The sequence below is a fragment of the Cryobacterium sp. 10S3 genome, from assembly GCF_034344045.1.
Lineage (GTDB): Bacteria > Actinomycetota > Actinomycetes > Actinomycetales > Microbacteriaceae > Cryobacterium > Cryobacterium glucosi.
Genome location: NZ_CP133773.1, coordinates 1,462,819 through 1,480,573, shown reverse-complemented (window position 1 = coordinate 1,480,573; position 17,755 = coordinate 1,462,819). Strand labels below are relative to the sequence as shown.

Annotated in this window: 24 protein-coding genes and 1 tRNA gene; 8 read left to right on the top strand and 17 right to left on the bottom strand. The window is 65.1% G+C overall.

What is annotated here, in order from left to right; genetic code table 11:
- Window positions 1-12: 12 nt before the first annotated feature.
- Window positions 13-309: a putative quinol monooxygenase gene (locus tag RHM57_RS06910; RefSeq protein WP_134446454.1), complete on the bottom strand. Its 297-nt coding sequence runs from the start codon at window positions 307-309 to the stop codon at window positions 13-15.
- Between the two features lie 95 nt (window positions 310-404).
- Window positions 405-1,802: a glutamate decarboxylase gene (locus tag RHM57_RS06905; protein WP_416173114.1), complete on the bottom strand. Its 1,398-nt coding sequence runs from the start codon at window positions 1,800-1,802 to the stop codon at window positions 405-407.
- Between the two features lie 145 nt (window positions 1,803-1,947).
- On the opposite strand from RHM57_RS06905, the gene RHM57_RS06900 reads away from it, so the two are divergent.
- Complete coding sequence (locus RHM57_RS06900; RefSeq protein ID WP_134558443.1) at window positions 1,948-2,553, top strand: PadR family transcriptional regulator; 606 nt, start codon at window positions 1,948-1,950, stop codon at window positions 2,551-2,553.
- Between the two features lie 40 nt (window positions 2,554-2,593).
- On the opposite strand, the gene RHM57_RS06895 is transcribed toward RHM57_RS06900, so the two are convergent.
- The gene (locus tag RHM57_RS06895; protein ID WP_322189672.1) at window positions 2,594-3,466 is read right to left on the bottom strand and encodes a LysR family transcriptional regulator ArgP; all 873 of its coding nucleotides are present in this window, start codon (window positions 3,464-3,466) and stop codon (window positions 2,594-2,596) included.
- 72 nt (window positions 3,467-3,538) lie between these two features.
- Here RHM57_RS06895 and RHM57_RS06890 point away from each other — a divergent pair, with 72 nt between their 5' ends.
- The 3 genes from RHM57_RS06890 to RHM57_RS06880 all read left to right on the top strand — a co-directional run bounded on the left by RHM57_RS06890 (window position 3,539) and on the right by RHM57_RS06880 (window position 5,810).
- The gene (locus tag RHM57_RS06890) at window positions 3,539-4,150 is read left to right on the top strand and encodes a LysE/ArgO family amino acid transporter (RefSeq protein WP_134446451.1); all 612 of its coding nucleotides are present in this window, start codon (window positions 3,539-3,541) and stop codon (window positions 4,148-4,150) included.
- Between the two features lie 84 nt (window positions 4,151-4,234).
- Complete coding sequence (locus tag RHM57_RS06885; RefSeq protein WP_134446450.1) at window positions 4,235-4,501, top strand: hypothetical protein; 267 nt, start codon at window positions 4,235-4,237, stop codon at window positions 4,499-4,501.
- 55 nt (window positions 4,502-4,556) lie between these two features.
- A complete protein-coding gene (locus tag RHM57_RS06880) occupies window positions 4,557-5,810 on the top strand; it encodes a hypothetical protein (protein ID WP_134446449.1) in 1,254 nt (417 codons plus the stop codon).
- A gap of 102 nt (window positions 5,811-5,912) precedes the next feature.
- Here the strand turns inward: RHM57_RS06880 and RHM57_RS06875 are convergent, their stop codons facing one another.
- The 3 genes from RHM57_RS06875 to RHM57_RS06865 form a co-directional block, all read right to left on the bottom strand.
- Window positions 5,913-6,317, bottom strand: coding sequence for a hypothetical protein (locus RHM57_RS06875; RefSeq protein ID WP_134446448.1), 405 nt, complete (start codon window positions 6,315-6,317; stop codon window positions 5,913-5,915).
- A gap of 159 nt (window positions 6,318-6,476) precedes the next feature.
- A complete protein-coding gene (locus tag RHM57_RS06870) occupies window positions 6,477-7,418 on the bottom strand; it encodes a pyridoxamine 5'-phosphate oxidase family protein (RefSeq protein WP_322189671.1) in 942 nt (313 codons plus the stop codon).
- 23 nt (window positions 7,419-7,441) lie between these two features.
- On the bottom strand, window positions 7,442-7,990 hold the full coding sequence (locus tag RHM57_RS06865; RefSeq protein ID WP_134561063.1) for a carboxymuconolactone decarboxylase family protein: 549 nt from the start codon (window positions 7,988-7,990) through the stop codon (window positions 7,442-7,444).
- A gap of 123 nt (window positions 7,991-8,113) precedes the next feature.
- Here RHM57_RS06865 and RHM57_RS06860 point away from each other — a divergent pair, with 123 nt between their 5' ends.
- The 3 genes from RHM57_RS06860 to RHM57_RS06850 all read left to right on the top strand — a co-directional run bounded on the left by RHM57_RS06860 (window position 8,114) and on the right by RHM57_RS06850 (window position 10,220).
- Window positions 8,114-8,716: a CGNR zinc finger domain-containing protein gene (locus tag RHM57_RS06860; RefSeq protein WP_198413352.1), complete on the top strand. Its 603-nt coding sequence runs from the start codon at window positions 8,114-8,116 to the stop codon at window positions 8,714-8,716.
- A gap of 85 nt (window positions 8,717-8,801) precedes the next feature.
- Window positions 8,802-9,350, top strand: a complete 549-nt coding sequence (locus tag RHM57_RS06855; RefSeq protein WP_198413351.1) for an NADPH-dependent FMN reductase — start codon at window positions 8,802-8,804, stop codon at window positions 9,348-9,350.
- 84 nt (window positions 9,351-9,434) lie between these two features.
- Complete coding sequence (locus RHM57_RS06850; protein ID WP_322189670.1) at window positions 9,435-10,220, top strand: isocitrate lyase/phosphoenolpyruvate mutase family protein; 786 nt, start codon at window positions 9,435-9,437, stop codon at window positions 10,218-10,220.
- An 8-nt stretch (window positions 10,221-10,228) separates the two neighbouring features.
- On the opposite strand, the gene RHM57_RS06845 is transcribed toward RHM57_RS06850, so the two are convergent.
- A complete protein-coding gene (locus tag RHM57_RS06845; RefSeq protein WP_134561208.1) occupies window positions 10,229-10,591 on the bottom strand; it encodes a DUF2200 domain-containing protein in 363 nt (120 codons plus the stop codon).
- Between the two features lie 304 nt (window positions 10,592-10,895).
- Here RHM57_RS06845 and RHM57_RS06840 point away from each other — a divergent pair, with 304 nt between their 5' ends.
- Window positions 10,896-11,672, top strand: coding sequence for a GNAT family N-acetyltransferase (locus tag RHM57_RS06840; protein WP_322135891.1), 777 nt, complete (start codon window positions 10,896-10,898; stop codon window positions 11,670-11,672).
- A 173-nt stretch (window positions 11,673-11,845) separates the two neighbouring features.
- On the opposite strand, the gene RHM57_RS19565 is transcribed toward RHM57_RS06840, so the two are convergent.
- From RHM57_RS19565 to RHM57_RS06795, 10 genes are all read right to left on the bottom strand, one after another.
- Entirely contained in the window at window positions 11,846-12,403 is a 558-nt protein-coding gene (locus tag RHM57_RS19565) for a putative immunity protein (protein WP_134446442.1), read from the bottom strand.
- Between the two features lie 3 nt (window positions 12,404-12,406).
- The gene (locus RHM57_RS06835; RefSeq protein WP_198413350.1) at window positions 12,407-12,625 is read right to left on the bottom strand and encodes a hypothetical protein; all 219 of its coding nucleotides are present in this window, start codon (window positions 12,623-12,625) and stop codon (window positions 12,407-12,409) included.
- A 209-nt stretch (window positions 12,626-12,834) separates the two neighbouring features.
- Complete coding sequence (locus tag RHM57_RS06830; protein ID WP_134558450.1) at window positions 12,835-13,269, bottom strand: nuclear transport factor 2 family protein; 435 nt, start codon at window positions 13,267-13,269, stop codon at window positions 12,835-12,837.
- A 119-nt stretch (window positions 13,270-13,388) separates the two neighbouring features.
- Window positions 13,389-14,141 (bottom strand): HD-GYP domain-containing protein, encoded by a 753-nt coding sequence (locus RHM57_RS06825; RefSeq protein WP_322135892.1) that lies wholly within the window; start codon window positions 14,139-14,141, stop codon window positions 13,389-13,391.
- A 133-nt stretch (window positions 14,142-14,274) separates the two neighbouring features.
- Complete coding sequence (locus RHM57_RS06820) at window positions 14,275-14,652, bottom strand: type II toxin-antitoxin system death-on-curing family toxin (RefSeq protein WP_134446439.1); 378 nt, start codon at window positions 14,650-14,652, stop codon at window positions 14,275-14,277.
- The gene (locus RHM57_RS06815; protein ID WP_174774583.1) at window positions 14,649-14,852 is read right to left on the bottom strand and encodes a ribbon-helix-helix protein, CopG family; all 204 of its coding nucleotides are present in this window, start codon (window positions 14,850-14,852) and stop codon (window positions 14,649-14,651) included. Before RHM57_RS06815 ends, RHM57_RS06820 begins: the two co-directional genes overlap by 4 nt.
- An 81-nt stretch (window positions 14,853-14,933) precedes the next feature.
- Window positions 14,934-15,155, bottom strand: a complete 222-nt coding sequence (locus tag RHM57_RS06810; RefSeq protein ID WP_322135894.1) for a hypothetical protein — start codon at window positions 15,153-15,155, stop codon at window positions 14,934-14,936.
- A 168-nt stretch (window positions 15,156-15,323) separates the two neighbouring features.
- A tRNA-Ile gene (locus tag RHM57_RS06805) sits at window positions 15,324-15,397 on the bottom strand.
- 9 nt (window positions 15,398-15,406) lie between these two features.
- Window positions 15,407-16,624 (bottom strand): glycosyltransferase, encoded by a 1,218-nt coding sequence (locus RHM57_RS06800; protein ID WP_241975262.1) that lies wholly within the window; start codon window positions 16,622-16,624, stop codon window positions 15,407-15,409.
- A 181-nt stretch (window positions 16,625-16,805) separates the two neighbouring features.
- Complete coding sequence (locus RHM57_RS06795; RefSeq protein ID WP_134446025.1) at window positions 16,806-17,732, bottom strand: DMT family transporter; 927 nt, start codon at window positions 17,730-17,732, stop codon at window positions 16,806-16,808.
- Window positions 17,733-17,755 lie beyond the last annotated feature (23 nt).

Below are 17,755 nucleotides of genomic sequence, written 5' to 3'. Positions count from 1 at the left end.
GTTCGCCGTCGACTAGGTGGCGGCGAGGATGTCGATCAGGCTGATGTCGGGGTCCCTCACGAGCAGGGTCGGACCATGTTCGGCGAGCGCTGCCGGGATGGCCCCCGTGAGGTGTGCCTGGCGATCCTCCTCGGTGTCGAAGGTATCGAAGATGCCGAACGTATCGTCATTGACCCGGAAGGCGTACCAGGTCCGGGTGCCCGGCTCGGCGGCCGCCAGTGCCTGTGCACCGGCGAGGAAATCCGCGACGGCCTGTTCCTGCCCGGCCCGGGCCTCAACGACAGCCAGCACACCGTATTTGAGCGTCATCGCATTCTCCTCTGTACGTCGGCCCGCCTGGGCGGCGGTCCCGTCGTGAGCATAGGAAGAGACGCCCGAACCGGCAAGGGGGCACCCGTCAGGAGTCAGTGTGTGAAGCCCGGATGCTGCCCCTCGACGGGCATCGGACCTTCGAGCCGGTCGAGATACGCCGTCTCCTCCTCGATCACTGTGAGCAGGCGCGCAGCGAGGTCCATGCTGAGCCCATTCCGTACGACGATCCGCTGGACGGTCATCTCGGACAGGTTGTCGGGCATCCAGTACGCGGGAACGAGCCAGCCGTGGGAGCGCAGCCGGTCCGACAGGTGGAAGAGGTTCCAGTTCCGGGTGTGGCCGGGGGTGAGGCGCCAGGCGAAGACCGGGATGTCCGACCCGTCATTCCACAGTGTGAAGGCACCGATCTTCTCGATGCCGCGCGCGAGGTACCGCGCAACGTCCTGGGCGGACTGCTGCACGGCACGGTAGCCGTCGAATCCGAGCCGAAGGAAGAGGTAGTACTGCAGGAGCACCTGCGCGCCGGGACGCGAGAAGTTGAGCGCGAACGTGGGCATGCTCCCGCCGAGGTAGCTGACATGGAAGACCAGGTCCTCTGGCAGTGAATCCTTCGACCGCCAGACGATCCAGCCCAGTCCCGGGTAGACAAGGCCGTACTTGTGCGCGGAGGTGTTGATCGAGTGCACCCGTACCAATCGGAAGTCCCACTCGAGCTCCGGCTGCAGGAAGGGTGCGATCATCCCGCCGGAGGCCGCGTCAACATGGATGGGAACGGACACTCCGGTTCGCGCCTCGATCTCGTCGAGGGCGGCGCTGATCGCCGCGACCGGCTCATAGACCCCGGTGTACGTCACACCCATGATCGCCACGACGCCGATGGTATTTTCGTCGACGTAGCTCGCCAGGTCGTGCCCGTCCAGGCTCGGATGCTCTTCGCTGATGGGCACGAATCGAGGCTCGACGTCCCAGTAGTTGCAGAATTTCTCCCAGCACACCTGTGCCGCGGAACTCATCACGAGGTTCGGCTGCGCGGTCGGCTTCCCGGCCGCTCGCCTGGCCTGCTGCCAGCGGCGTTTCAGGGCGAGTCCGCCGAGCATGCAGGCCTCCGAGGAGCCGATCGTCGACGTGCCGATGGTCTCCATCGGCTCGGGCGCGTGCCAGAGGCCGGCGATCATCCGCCAGCAATACTCCTCGATCGCGGCGGTCTGCGGATATTCGTCCTTGTCGACGATGTTCTTGTCGAAGGACTCCGCGTAGAGCCGCCCGGCGTGCTCGTCCATCCAGGTTCCGACGAACGTGGCGAGGTTCAGCCGGGCGTTTCCATCGAGCATGATCTCGTCGTGGATGATCTGGTATGCCGTCTCCGGTTCCATCGGGCCCGCGCCGAGGACGTACCGCGGCGCAACGCTGTCCTCCCCCGGGCGAGAGAAGAGTGGGTTGATCTCGAAGAACTCCGGATTGAACTCTGGGTCGGCCTGCATGTGGTCCATGCTGCCGCACTCACCGCGCATCACGCTCGACCTCCCGGCTGCGTATTCACTGAGAGTCATTGCTCAGGACTATTCACCGATATATCTTTAAGCCATCGCCGATCCTCTCGACCGTCGACCACCCGCTTCCCGATTGGACACCACCATGCACAACGATTTTCGCGAACCCCATACCCACGACTCCGGCGACCGGCACGAGCGCCGCGGCTTCGGCCGGGGCGCCGGGCCCGGTTTCGGAGCCGGTTTCGGCCCGGGTTTCGGCCCGGGCTTCGGCGGCTTCGGCCCGCGCGGCTTCATGCCGCCGGGTGCCCAGCGCAAGCTCAAGGGGGATGTCCGCCTCGCCATCCTCTCGCTGCTCTCCGAAGCGCCCTTCAACGGCTACGGACTGATCAAGGAGATCACCGAGCGCTCGGGAGGCACATGGCGCCCGAGCCCCGGATCGGTGTACCCGACGCTGCAGCAGCTCGTCGACGAGGGCCTCATCGCCCCGACCGGTGACGGCACCGGCACCGAATTCCAGCTCAGCGAGCCCGGCCGCGCCTACGTCACCGAGAACGCGGACGCCCTTGCCCGCGTCTGGGACAGTTCGACGGCACGCGTCGAAGCCGAAGCGAATCTCCACGAGAGCGTCGCCAAGCTCATGGGCGTCATCCACCAACTCCGCTTCGCCGCGACCCCGGAGCAGCGCGCGAAGGCCGTCACCCAGATCGACGACCTCCGACGTTCCCTCTACGGAATCCTCGCCGACTGACGGCAAGGTCCCTGCCGGCAGTGGTTGGTGGCGACAGGGTTCAGTCGAGGTGCTCCGCGGCCGCGGCCCGGATCGCCTCGTAAATCGTCGCGAGGACGGGCGTGTGCAGCGTCCACTGCTGCCAGTAGAGCACCACATCGATGTGCCGGCCCGGCGCGAGATCGACGAGCACACCGTCGGCCTCGCCGCTGAGGATCTGCTGGTTGGGCACCATGCCCCAGCCCAGCCCGAGGCGGACGGCCTCCGCGAAGTCCGCGGACCCCGGGATCGAGTGCCGGGGAGGCGTGACCGGCCGACGGCTCCGCCCCCGGAGGAAGCGGTCCTGCAGGTCGTCCTTGGCGTCGAACACGACCATGGGCGCGCGGGACAGCGCATCCGCTGTGGGCCCCGCGGCGAACCATCGAGCGGCGAAGCGCGGGTGCGCCATCGGCCGGTAACGCATGCTGCCGAGCCGGGTGACGGAGCAACCGTGCACCGGACGCGCGTCGGTCGTGATCGCGGCCATCACCGTTCCCGCGCGCAGCAGTTCGGCCGAGTGATCCTCGTCCTCACGGCGTACGTCGAAGGTGATCGAGTCGGGCAGGCCGGCGAGTGCCGGAAGCACCCAGGTCGCGAGCGAGTCGCTGTTGACGGCGAGCGGAACGCCCGCGCGCGCTTCCGACTCCGACCCGGAGACGACGTCCTGGACGAGAGCGTCGATCTGCCGGGCCAGCCTCAGGTACGGCAGGCCGGCATCCGTGATCTCTGTCGGTTTCGTCCGCCGCACCAGCACCCGGCCCGCGGAGGTCTCGAGGGCCTTGATCCGCTGGCTGACCGCGGACGGCGTGATGTGCAGGGTCGCGGCGGCGAGGTCGAAGGAGCCACAATCGATCGTCGCCGCGAGGGCCCTGAGCTGCGCATTGTCAATCGTCATGATTAGCCAGACTAATGCCTCCTAAGAAAGTTTCGTTGTACTCATCCTTCGCCGCCGAGGTACGGTCGGAGAATGATCCTCACCACCCTCGCCGGCCTCGGCTTCGGCCTGTCCCTCATCGTTGCGATCGGCGCCCAGAACGCCTACGTGCTCCGGCAGGGACTGCGCCGGGAACACGTGCTCGCCGTGGTGATCGTGTGCGCAGCCTCCGACGCGATCCTGATCCTGGTCGGTGTCGCCGGATTCGGGGCGCTGATCCGCACGGTGCCGTGGTTGCTCGTCGTGGTCCGGATCGTCGGTGCCGCATTCCTGCTCGGCTACGCGGCGCTCGCCGCACGTCGGGCCGTTCTCCCTCGGCCGCTCGACACCTCGGTCGTCGGCACTGCCGCGAGCCTCACCCAGGTCCTCGCGACGACCGCGGCGCTCACCTGGCTCAACCCGCATGTCTACCTCGACACCGTTGTCTTCCTCGGCTCCGTCGCCGCCGCCCACGGCGACGAACGCTGGTACTTCGGTCTCGGGGCGGTGCTCGGCAGCGTCATCTGGTTCACAGCGCTCGGTTTCGGCGCCCGGCTGCTGCGCCCGGTCTTCGGCCGGCCGGTGTCGTGGCGGATTCTCGACATCGGAATCGCGGTGATCATGACCGTGATCGCGGTGAGCCTGCTGCTCGGGATCGGAACCTGAGTCCCGGATCGGAGTGTGCCGGGCCTCATCGGCTTCACATCGGGCCCCAAGGCAACCGATAGGAACCGAACCTACGGTCGGTTCATGTCGAGGAAAGGACCCACCATGATCGCCGCCGCACTTCAGTCCCGTTCGCCCAGCGACGTCCAGGTGCGCGCGCTCTCGAGACGGGAGTGGCGGGTCAGCGACTCCCGGATCGCGAAGGACAACGCGCTGAGCGTGATCGGCTTCATCGCCAGGAACCGCGACGGCTACGAGGTCATCGAATTCGGCACCCCGGTCGCCCGGATGGTCCGGCCGGACCTCGCGAGTGCAATCTCCTGCTTCGTGAGTGAGGCCCCGCCCGCATAGGCCGACACCTCGCTCAGCGGCCACAGCAGCCTCGAAAGCGCGACAGGATAGAGAGATGACTCCTTCCCGCGCGGACCCGGAACCGCCGGTGGAGGACGAACGCACCGGTAACGGCCGATCCGAGGTGGAATCCGGTGCCCTGATCGCCGCTGCGGTCGGCGCGCTCGCGGGGCTCCTCGCTGCCGTGATCGTGTTCGGTGGCCGTGCCGTCGGCCTCGCCGGCGAAAATTCCGTCGGCGGGCTCTCGGCCCAGATCGCCGGACTGATCGGACTGCTGGTCTTCGGATGGTCCTATGTCCGTTTCACCCGGCACTCTCCGCGATGGCGCAGTCGTGCCCGCATCCGACGCATCCTCGACACCATCGGGCTGTCGGTGACCGGTGCCGCAATGGCCGGCCTCCTGATCAGCTCGGTCTACGCGGTGTTCCAGCTGGCCTTCCGCGAACTGCTGCTCGACCCGTTCGCGGCGACCCTGTTCGTCACGCTGACGGTCGCAGCGAGCACCTTCGCGCTGTTCCTCCTCGCCGCGGAGATCACGACGACCCGCCTCGCCTCACTCCTGGGCCTCTTCCTCGCCGCCGGGGTATTCTCGAGCATGCTCACGGCGGCCGACCCGCGCTGGTGGCAGGCGAACTTCAGCGCACTCGGAATGGGGGACGCAACCTCCGCATACGCGTTCAACCTGACGATCCTCCTCGCCGGACTCGTGATGACGACCCTCGCGGACTACCTGACCCTCGACCTGCGTTCGCGGCGGAGCGCCGCAGGCAGCGACCTCCGCGGCGTCCCGCTCGTGCGGATCATCATCATCATCGTCGGCGTTGCGCTCATCGGAGTCGGCCTCGTGCCCGTCGACGTCAGTTTCGTCGTGCACAACACCTTCGCGACCTCTGCCGTCGTCGGCTTCGTCGCGCTCATCGTGCTGGTCCCGCTCGTCCTGAAGGACCTCCCCCGGAGCTTCGTCGTCACGACGACGGTCTTCGTACTCGCGATCGGCGGTGCGGTGCTGCTCTGGTACCCGATCGGGTACTACAACCTCACCGCCCTCGAACTCGTCGCCGTGCTGATCGTGTTCGCGTGGTTCGTGCTGTTCGTGCGCAACGCGTCCGTCGTCGCCCCGGCAGCGGATGCCGCGGTGCCGCTGGCAGAGGCGGCTTCCGTGGCCATTGTCGGGGCGGGGGCGACGGAGGCCGCGTCGCCGCATCCGCTACCGGACGCGGCAAGAGGCGGCCGCGCCGCGGGCTGGGTCGCCCTCGGCGGGCTCATCGGCGTCGTCGGGTTCGCCATCGGTCGGCTGGGCCGCCGCTGAGGCAGTGCAGCCATCGGCGCCGAGAACGGCGCCGCAAGCACGGCGGCACCCCGACCGTCCTGTGCTCGGAATCCGCGGACCGGTTGTCAGGTCGCTTTCGCGTCAGTGGTGGCTCAGGTGGTCGTTGTCCTTCCAGATGCCGTCGCCGGGCATGTCGAGGCGGTCGGTCAGCGGCACTCGCCAGAGAGGCGTGTCGGTGGGTTCGCCCCAGTAGTCCGTGACGCGCACGGCTTCCCCGTTCTCGAGTTCGCCGATGGTCACGTTGCGGTAGAGGCGTCCGTCGCCGTAGTTGCAGGTCCACTCGACCACCAGGACATCCCCGAGGCGCAGGCGTCTGCCGACTTCCAGTGTCAGTTCCGCGAAGTTGCCCTCGACGCTGCCGATGAGTGTGCTGGTGCGCACGATTTCGCCCATTTGCGGCCATTGGCGCACGACATTCTCGGCCAGGGGTACGCCGAGAATGTAGGCCAGGCGGGTCTCGCCATTGGACTCCTGATTCGCATTCATGCAGATCACGTTCCTTCCGTGGTTCAGTTCAGTCGGCGCCTCTCACCGCGCCACATTCCGGTTGTCCGATTAAAACTCGTCCGGGGCGTTGAGGGAACGCCAGAGCAGCGCTGCAGCGTAGGTGCGGAGTGGCCGCCAGTGTCAACGGAACGGTCCTTGTCAATCCGTCAGCGCGAGGTTGCGCGGATAAGGGGTGTGAGTGATCTCCCGGACCGGAAGAACCTGGCCGGCCACGAGGCGTTGCAGGGTGAAGCGAGCAATGCGGCCTGTATGTCCGTCATCTCCGGGCCGACCGGGTTCACCCCATTCGATCTGGGTCGTGCCGGATAGCTGCAACGACTTGCCGGTCGCGAAATCAATGACCAACAGGGCGGCTTCGGGGTTGACGGTGATGTTGCCGAAACTGTTGAAGAGGTTGTTGCCCTGGTAGTCGGGCCACCACAGCCCGTGCCCGTCTATGCGGACGAACCCGGACGGACCGCCACGATGGGACGCGTCGGACCCCCGCTCGGGATTCACTGTGCCGAGGAAGAACGTGTCGGCGGCACTGATCAGCTCACGGTCTTCCATCGAGAGCGTGCTGCCGTGTCTGACGTGCTCGCTGCCCGCCCCATCGATCTCATCGGGCACGAGAACACGTTGCTGGATATATTGCGGGCAATTGCCGAAGGCCTGTTCGACGTCCACGACAAGGAGATCACCGCCGCTCACCGTGAGTGCGCCGTTGATACGCACCCGGCGCCGGGTGGCGAATTCAACCGTGACCATCCCGATCTTCTGACCGGCCTGCAGCCCGCGGAGTGGGTCACCCGGCGGGATCACGGCATGAACGGCAACGGAGGTGTCGGACAGCACCTCCAAGAAACCGGGACGGCCGACCAGCGGGGACGTCCAGAGGCGTCCGGAGCGATCCCTCCCGGAGATGACGAGAAACGTTCGATCGCTGAGAAACCCGGCCATCCGGGCGGTCAGAGTGACAGGCCCGAGCATCCCTGACAGGCGGGCCGCGTCGATTGTGACACCGGCCTGGCGCTGCACGGCCAGTTCGCCGGCGTGAAAGCCGACGTCGGCGAGTTGGGGCGTCCCGATCATCGTCATCATCTCCTGGAGAATCGAGTCGAGGATTACAGCCCGACGACAGGCCAGTCGTTTTCCACGTGAGCGAGCACGTTGAAGTAGTTGGTCAGAATGTTCAGCGCGAGGTTCGCGACGACCTCGCCGATCTCCGCGTCGGTCACACCAGCGGCACGGGCTGCACCAAGCGCGTCATCGCCGACGTCACCGGCATTCTCCGCGATCATGTTGGAGAGGGTCAGCAGTGCGGCCACATGCGGGTCACGTGACTGCGCTCGGCGCGCGGAGTCGAGCTCGGCAGCATCGACCTTGGCGATGTTGCCTCCGATGAAGGTATGGGCGGAGAGGCAGTACTCGCAACCGTTCAGCTGAGCGGTCGAGATAGCGAGGCGCTCGCGCACCGCAGCAGAAAGGCTGCCGGATCCGACTGCGGTGGAGAGAGCGAGGTAACCCTTCAGCAGGGTGGGGCTGTTGGCCATGACCTTGGCCATGTTCGGCACGAGACCCAGTCCCTTCTGGACCTGGTCAAGCAGGTCCCTGGCGACGCCCGTCGCGGTTTCGGGCTGGATCGGGACGATAGCAGTGATGGTGGCAGTCATGGTTCTTCTCCTCGTTTTCTAATGCATGAACTCATGTTCATCCGTGACAATTACTATCACGATCTTTCTAACGTATGCAAGTGATTTCTTCCGTGATAGTTTGTCCGCATGGGAAACAGGAGCTTGGACCGCAGCTGGGCGCTCGCCGACGAGCCGATGCCGGTCCGCCTGATGGCGACTATCTGGGCAGACACGGAGGGCCTTCACGACGACTTCGCGACACCGACAGGCGTAGACGCCTGGCTGGATGCCGTCCGCATCGATCGGGCAGGCGCGGCAACGACTCGGGACGAGTTCCTGACGGCACGGAATCTGCGAGACGCGGTGCGCCGATTGGCAGCCCACGTGACGGACGATGATCGTCGGACTGCCGAATCGCCCATGGCGAGCGTGGAGGACGCGCTGCTCACTATCAACGCCGCCGCCAACCAGCGTCCGATCCCGCAGCTGCGGCTGAGCGGAGCGGCTCTCGCGCTCTCCCCCGAATCCGCGGTTTCTCCGGTGGTTGCCGGCCTCGCCGACGTCGCCTACCACGCCCAGCACCTGCTGGGCGAAAACGGTTCGAATCTGCGGGCATGCCACGCGCCCGGATGCGTGCTCTACTTCGTGAAGACACACCCCAGACGGGAATGGTGCTCGGTCGCTTGCGGCAACCGCGCTCGCGCTGCGCGGCATTACCAATCGGTACGCTCCGCGCGTACGGCACACGAACTCACGGCTCGCTGATGCGCCCGGGCCGGAGACGATGCGCCGACGAGATGATCCTTCCGGCTGCTTTCCTCCGCCTGTGGTCTGTATGGGAAGTACGAATATGAGACTCCTCCTTGTTTCGGGCAGCACTCGGCAGTCTTCAACCAACAACGCGGCGCTGACCACGGTGCGCGACCTGGCGCCAGCAGGCTCGATCGCACTGGTGTACCAAGGCTTGTCTGCACTACCCGCCTTCAACCCGGACGATGACCACGACCCGGTTCCAGGTCCGGTCGCGGAGTTGCGACAACAGATCAACAACGCCGACGTGGTGGTGTTCAGCACGCCAGAGTATGCCGGGACACTCCCGGGCAGCTTCAAGAATCTTCTGGATTGGACTGTCGGCAGCAGCGTTCTGACCAGGAAGCCGGTCGCGTGGATCAACGTGGCCTCACCGGGACGCGGGCACGGTGCACTCGCCACATTGAGATCGGTACTCGGCTATGTCGACGCACAGGTACTCGATGGAGCGTGCATCGACCTCCCGATCGGGCGGGACCTGGTTGCGGCCGGTGCTGTCACGGCGCAGCCGGAACGCGAAGCACTGGCCCGCTGGTGGGCGACAATGCAGGAGCATTGGCCCGCGGAAGAACTCGACGAGAAGCGTTAGCGTTCGGACCGGCTTGCGCGCTCGCCACCCACTAGTACGCTGACGAGAATTCATCGATTCGGCTGGCGCAGGACGGGAACAACGATGTCAACTTTTCGGCAACTCCACTACCGTGACTCACCGCTCGTGCTACCCAATGCCTGGGACGTCGGCTCGGCCCTGGCATTCGCGGACGCCGGATTTCCGGCCGTCGGCACGACGAGCTTTGGCATCGCGGCCAGCGCCGGCCTGCCGGATGGTGGCGGGTCCAGCAAGGCGGCAACCGTCGCACTTGCGGCGCGACTGGGCCGCATGTCGGTCCACATCACAGCGGACGTCGAAGACGGCTACTCCGACGACCCAGCGGAGGTTGCGGAGTTTGTGGCCGAGCTAGAGGTCCTGGGCGTGGCCGGCGTCAATCTTGAGGACAGCCGGGATGGGCATCTCGTGGATGCATCGACGGCTGCCGCCAAAATCAGCGCCGTCAAAGACCTCAGCCCCGACATCTTCGTCAATGCGCGGGTGGACAATCTCTGGTTCGGCGAGCACGCGACTGTCGAGGCCGTCCTGCTTCGAGCACGCACCTATGCCGACGCCGGGGCCGACGGAATCTTTGTGCCCGGCCTCGTGAATCCTGAGGACATCCGGAGGATCACCGCGGTTGTGGCGCTGCCGGTCAATGTGCTCGCGCACCCCTCCCTGACTGTGGCCGAGCTCGGCGATCTGGGGGTGAAGCGTGTGAGCTCGGGGTCGCTGCCGTACCGTGCAGCCATAGACAGGGCCGTGGACACTGTCACGGCCCTGCGCGATAACCGTCAGGCACAGACCGCGACGTCCTACTGGGAAATGCAGGCTCGCCTCGTGGCTTTCAGTCGAGCCAGCGGGAACTGATCAGAAATTCAGGCCGTCCTGGTCGTGGCGGGTGCACGGAGCACCTTTTCCAACGGTTTACCCTTCGCAATCTCGTCGACGAGCTTGTCGAGATAGCGAATCTTTTGCATGAGCGGGTCCTCGATGGTCTCCACGCGGATGCCGCACACCACACCGGTGATCAGCGACGCGCTGGGATTCATCGGCGCCTCTGCGAAGAACTCCTCGAACGTTGTTCCACCCTGGGCGTGACGGCGAAGCGTCGTGTCGTCGAATCCGGTCAGCCACATGATCACCTGATCGAGCTCCATCTTCGTCCTGCCCTTGCGCTCCACCTTCGCCACGTAGAGCGGATACACCGCGGAGAACTGGGTACCGAAGATCCTGGACACGATGCCAGCGTAGGCGAGGGGTGTCTCAGGGTCAATCGTCTCCGAAACCAGAACGACGCCGAGCTCTGCGCGCAATCCGTGCCCGCCGATCAGGTGACGAAAGATCCAGGCCGGCATTCTTGGGCGCACGATCGCCGACCGCAGGACCGGGCGGGTCGACGACGGTAAGCAGGTCTGCTCGGTCGCCTTGTCGGATCGTTCAACCCTGCGGCCGACCGACCAGATCGACGACGGCGGACTGCCCCCCGTGGATTCACAGTGAGTGCCGCACGGTCATGCACAGTCCACGTGGGATGCTGATCCTGTGGATCTGAACACAGGTGCCGGCACGCCGGCCGTTATCATCCGGCCATATTGTCAAGCGGATGCCGCAGACACGTTAGCGATCTTCCTTGCCGCTGTGACAGAAACCGCTGCCGCCGACTACTCGCGGGAGCAGATTCAGGCGTGGGCGCGGCCAGAAGCGCGCGAGCTGTCCGCTTGGCATACGGCGATGCAGGCGCGGAACAGTTGTGTGGCAACCGTGGATGGTGCGCCGGCGGGTTTCTCCGACGTGGACTCTGAGGGACATATCGACATGATGTTCGTCGCCCCTCGCTACCTGGGACGCGGGGTGGCACGGCAACTGATCGGCCACGTGGAGGCCCGCGCGCGCCAGGAGCAGCTGACAGAGCTGACAGCTGACGTCAGCATTACAGCCCGCCCCTTCTTTGAGCGCTCCGGATTCACCGTCGAGGCAGAACAACATCCGGTGACGGCCGGCGTGCAGCTGACCAATTTCAAGATGAAGAAGAAGCTAGTCGGCGGCGAGGTGTCCCTCAGCGGGCAGCTTGTTTGTCGCACCCAGGACCAAGCGGAAACTGTCCGGGAATACCTGCAACTGCACCTTGCCCTCACCCGCGCCGAACCGGGATGCCTGTCGTTCAACGTCACCCGGACGAGCAATCCCCTGGTGTGGCAGGTCGAAGAGCGCTTTGAGCACGCATCCGCCTTCGAAGCCCACCAGGAACGTGTCGCCAGCAGCGAGTGGGGTCACGCCACCGCGGGAATCGAACGCCGCTACTCCGTGATCGGACTCTAGCCGCTCGCCCGTCGCAACAGCTCCCCCGGCACCACATGTGGGCAACCTCGAGCCTCCGCAATTCACGCTTGGTGCATGTCACTCAGGGCAGAGAATCGATCGTCAACTTCCAGCCAATCCATCGGTCCTGGTCGATCGCACTTCCGCGCTGAAATGTCACCGTGGCCGTCCGGCTACCGGAGACCCTGCTCTGTCGAGCTACTGCCCAAGGCGGCCTGAATCCTCCGAATGATCGACCCGAGGATGCCCGACGCGAGAAGACCTGAACCGAGTGGGCCCGCGGAATCCTCACCAAGGGGCGGCAACTGCCGAAGCGCCGCCCTGACTTGGGCATTCATGTGCTCGAGCTGCCAGGAGACCTCATCGGAGACTGCCGTAGCCTGATCAGCGGCGGCTAGCCCGGCGGCTTTCGCTGCGTATGCGGCTGCGCCGAGTGCGTGCGCGCCCATGTGCGCGACGCCGGAAGCTTGTCCGGCAGCCCGAGCAGCTGCCACTGCCGAGGGAGAGTTCACTGCCTGCGCGGCCCGACCAGCAACGAAGCGCCTGCGAATTTCACCGGCGGTATCAAGATCACCCTGAGCAAATGCCCGAGTACGAGCGATGGCATCACGTGGCCGGCCGTCCGTTGGCGCCTCCGTTTCGAAATGGACCAAGACTCTCTCAGCACAGTCAGCAGCCCAGGTTGCGACGAGGCGTCGGTCAGCTTCGCTGAGTGACTGCGGGGAAGGCACGTCTCACCTGCTCGTGCGGCCGTGCCCCGGCCGTCGCAGGCCGAGCCAAATCAGGATGATGCCAACGATTGCGAGGATGAGCCCGATGGAAAGCCACATCCGGCTACCCGTCATGAAACTTCCCGGGATCAGATTCATGCCCTGCCCGGTCCAGACGCCACCAAGGATCAGAGCGATCACGCCGACGGCGATGAGGGCGATGCGTCCGCTTCGGCTAGTCACGTCTCCCAACGTACCCCGGCTGACACGCACGTCGCCCGGTTGAGGTTCCCCAGGAAACGGGGAATCCGTCGAGATCAGGTCTCGGAGCGAATGACAGAGACTCCGCAGTCGGGGTTCACGGGTTCCAGTGAACAGGTGGTCTCATGCAGCTCCAGGAGTGTCCTGTTCTGTGAGAAATTACAACTGACACAACCCCTGAGCAGAGTCATCTAGTCGAGGGGCTCCACCCATTCAGACCGCCATCCGGGTGCCTCCGACTTTCGCGTGTAATAGCGGGTATCCCGGATGATCGACCCGTCCGCTCCGAACTCCAGGATGACCACCACGTGCCACACATCCCCGGCATAGTCATTCGTCCCCTCGACGACCCAGATTTGCCCCGACCCCACGACTCGGCGCAGGGTGATCGAGGGGGGAACAGGAAAAGCCTCCTGCATTGCCCGCATGGCCTCACGTCCACGGATGCGCTCCCCCGACTGCGGCATCTCCATCACGTAGGTCTCATCACGAAGCCGAAACTCAGCGTCAGGTGAGAGCCCCTCCTTGGTGAGGCCGAACAAACGCTCGAGGCCCTCGCGCATGGCCTCCGGATCGTTGTCTGTGATTGCCCGCAGAAAAGATTCGCGCACATCGAGGTCGCTCATTCTTCCTCCCGGTCAACGTTGAAACTCGACTACGAGCATTCTGCTCCTCTGCCGAGGAAGCGGCACGCTCGTCGTGCCTAACGGCGTCGGTGTGCTCCGGCAGGCGCATCCCAAGACGTTCATTGGCGGCCCCGGCTGCGAACGCGCTCCCACTCTGACGGAGTCAGCTCGCCCGGTTTGGACCACACCTGGTTGGAGACGCCCAGACAGCCGAGGTCGTGCACGTATCCCACTCGTCGAAGCGTTCGGAGGTTACCGGCGTCGAGTCCCAACAATTCGCCTGCCTTCGCCGACAGCGTGGCCACGCGCCGGGAGTGGCCGAAGGCGAAGCGGCACTTGAGGTCAACGAAGTCGCCTATCGCGCACACCAACCGGTCGAGACTCTCGTCGGTGAGTCGGACCTCCCGATCGGGTGCATAGCCAAGAGCATCACTCCAGGAGTCACCGGCGGGCACGGGCGCAAAGATCTCGTCGGGCGAGCCAAGCGCAGCATCGACGACGTCGGGATCGAGGTGTCCGCCCCGCCTGCTTCTGGCCATCGCGATCACGGCGTCGAGCCCGTATATCCGGTAGTGAACTTCGGCGACATCCGCGAACTGGGCGACTCTCATTTCGATCGGGATCTTGTCGCAGGAAACTGCCGCCGGCAGGCCCTCGCCGTCGAATCGCTCGAAGGTGTACGCGAGCGTGTTCTCGACATCCGCGGAAAGCCCAATGTGCCGGGCCAGGGCAGCTGCCGAGGTGCAGTGCGAGTGGATCAGGCTCGCGAGTTGGCCACGGGTATCCCGGAGCAGAGTGCCCATCACCTTGAGCCGTTGCGGGAGGGATTCTCCCTTTGCGATGTTGCCTAGCAGGAATCGCATGTAGGGCATGCCTGACCAGTCGACCAGATACGCCTTTGCAGGTCCCCTGGGACAGAGGCTCAGCTTCCAGTGACAGTCACCCACACCTCGGCGAGAGGAATGAAGCCTTCACGACTCTCGAGTCGACCACGGCGCCTGTGTCTCAGCGCTCCTCGCTTCCCAGATCAATGCGTTCCGCAATCTCGGAGACGTCGTCAAGCCGCCCGGAAGAAACGTCCATGATGAATTCATAGGCCTCATCATTCGACCAGGTCAGCCGTCTTCCATTCATACCGAGGAATGCGAGCAGAGCAGCGAGACTCAGGCGTTTATTGCCGTCAATCAAGCCGTGGTTGCGGGCCAAGGAGTGCGTCAGCGCCGCGGCTTTCTCGTTGAGGCTTCCGTAGGCATCCCTTCCGAATGCGCTCGCGCGCGGACGGGCCAGCGCCGACTCAAGCAGCCCCTGGTCACGGACCGGCATGTCTCCTCCGAGGGCCCGCTGCCCGACGTAGAGGAGATCAGCGTAGGTGAGATAGATCACTTTCCCAGGCGTTCAAGCGCTTCGGCGTAGCGCGGGAGCTCCTCGTCAAGGACACTACCCAGAAGGTCCTGTCGGCTGTGGTTCTCGACGTATTCACGCACCGCCTGCTTGGCGATGTCCTGCATGGACCGCCTCTCGTACTCGGCACGGCGACGCAGGGCGTCCGCCTCGTCATCGGTCAAGCGAAGGGTCATTGGCATGGACACACGGTATCACCCGTGACACCGTTCTCGATAGCGTCCCGATAGGGGTTGGGCTCGCGGGCCACGCAGCGGAACCTTTCAGTTGCCTGGCCTGCCCGGATCGGACAATCGTCGCTGGCTTGCCGCTTGACGTTGCCCGAGCATCCAGCCGGCACCGAATGCGAGGACTGCCAGCCCGACAATGAACAGCGCGATCCCGATCTGACTCCGTGGCGAGAACTGTAGGCCTCGTGGAGAGAACGTCGCGTTGCTGAGCGGCGCGCGTGTCGCTGTGCCGAGCATCACCTCGATGATGTCCACCCGTAGGTGTTCGAGGTCACTCCAGACCGAGCGAACTCGGTCGCGCACCTTCTCCATGAGCGCCGTCAGTAGGCGAGCACTTCGGAATAAACAATGGATAAAGACTGCATGCATCGAGTCTTGCCCCTTCAGCGAGGACAAGAATACCTGATCAAGGCAGATTTCGAGTAGGGCGGCCGGGACTTGAACCCGGGACCGACGGATTATGAGTCCGCTGCTCTAACCAGCTGAGCTACCGCCCCCAACCGCAGTCACTCCGTGGAGCGGGCGGCGGCATCTGAGGTGATCGTGTCGACCACCGGTTCCCCACGATACAGGCTCTCAAAAGTGTCGAGGGTGCGATTGATGTCGTGGGCACCGATCAGCCGGAGCGACTCGTGCTTGAGGGCGTCGAGCACTTCGGGGCCCGCAGTGAGTACACGGGTCAGCTTGTCCGCAAGGTCCTGGGCGCTTCCTGGCTCGAAGAGGAAGCCGTTCTGTCCGTCGTGGACGAGGTGCGGCAGCGCCATGGCGTTCGCGGCGACGATCGGCAGGCCCGAGGCCATTGCCTCCATAGTCGCGATACTCTGCAGCTCAGCGATCGACGGCATCGCAAACAAGGTGGCGCGGGTGTATGCCGCGCGCAGTTCCTCATCCGTCACGTAGCCGCGGAAGACGACGCGGTTGCTGATGCCCAGGCTCTGGGCGAGGTGTTCGAGGTTGCGCTTCTGGTCGCCACCGCCCACGATCTCGACCTGGGTGTCCAGTTCAGGCGCGAGCAGCGTCACGGCGTGCAGGAGCACATCGATCTGCTTCTCGCTCGTCACTCGGCCGACGAAGAGGATCCGGTTCTCCGTGCGCGGCTCGAAGGACGGTGAATAGTTATGGGCGTCGATGCCGCACGAGATGGCGAGCACGCCCTCGAGTCCGGTGTACTTCTCCAGGAACTCGGCGGCGCGCACGGTCGGCGTCGTGACGGCTTCCGCCCGGCCGAAGGTGCGGCGAGCCGCCTTCCAGGCCATCTTGATCAGACGCTCGTGCATGCTCTTCGGAATGAGCGTGAATTCGAGCATGTTCTCGGGCATGAAGTGGTTCGTCCCGATGATGCGGATGCCGCGCTTCGCGGCCTCGATCGTGACGCCGCGCCCGATGTTGATGTGGGACTGGAAGTGCACGACATCCGGTTTGAAGGTGTCGAGAATTCGGCGGCTCTCCGCATGGATCAGCCACGGCAGCGCGTAGCGGAGCCAGTCGTGCGGGTACCAGCGCCAGCTCTTGATCCGGTGCACGAGGAACGTCTGTCCCTCGTGCTCTTCGGTCCAGGTGCCGTGCTTGGCCGAGGCAGCCGGCGCGAAGACCTGCACCTCGTGGCCGCGGGAGGTCAGGCCGGCGGCGAGACGCTCGGCGAACTTCGCCGCGCCGTTGACGTCAGGGGCGAACGTGTCGCAGGCAATGAGGACCTTGATCGGCTTTTTCGAACCCGGAGCCACAGGGGTCGAACCTAGTGGCGAAGCGGTCGAGTCTGACAAAGTGAGGGTGTCCCAACGTGTGTGGGCCGGAGGTCGTCATCCGGCGGTATTTCAGGTCTTGGACGGCGCGAACGCGGCCGACATCTCCTAGCACCCTATTCTAAATCCGCGTGTTCTCGCCCATCCTCGGCGACGGCGCGCCCTATTCCGATACGGTAACGGATGCCTGCGGGTGGTGCCGCGACAGCAGGATGACACCCCAGATCGCGATGGCGCCTGCGAATGCGAACGCTACTCCCGCCCACGCTGGAGCCTGTGCGATCTCGCCGAGGACGACGATGCCGATTCCGACCGCCACCAGCGGATCGATCACGGTCAGGCCGGCGATCACGAGATCGGGCGGTCCCGACGAATACGCGTTCTGGACGAAGTAAGCGCCGAGAGCTGCCGCGAGGAGCAGGCCGGCGACGCAGGTGAGCGTCAGCCACTCGAAATTGCCGTTCTGAGTGCGGTTGATGATCACCTTCGCCAGGGTCGCGACGAAGCCGTAGAGCACACCGGCGCCGGTGATGTAGAAGATCGCCTTGAACTGGGTGTGCAGCAGCGCGAACGCGACGACGAAGGAGACGAGCACCGCGGCGAGCACGATCAGGATGGTGATGAGGTTCTTGTCGGTCACCGGCTTGTCCACGGCGAAGAAGGCCGCGACGGTGACGAAGAGCCCGATGCCGCCGACGCAGAGCGCGATGGCGATCTTGGAGGCCCGGTTGACCGGGGTCCTGGTCACCCGGGCGTTGACGATCGACGTGATCACGAGGGCGACGGCGCCGAGGGGCTGCACGACGATGATCGGGGCGAAGGCGAGGCTCGAGAGCTGGAAGACGATGGCGAGGCCGAGCATGAGGGTGCCGATCACCCAGGAGGGCCGGCGCAGCAGGAGCAGCAGCTGGTGCGGGTCGAGGCCTCCCGTGACCGCAACGGTGTTGGCTTCGACCTTGTTGACGCCCCGGTGCTGGAACTGGGCTCCGAGCGACAGGAACACGCCGCCGATCAGGGCGAGCGGTATGCCGATCGCCTGGCGAGGGTCGACGGGGAGGTCGACGGTGAAGTCAATCAGGTCGAGGTGCACTCAACGACCCTACGACGGAACGG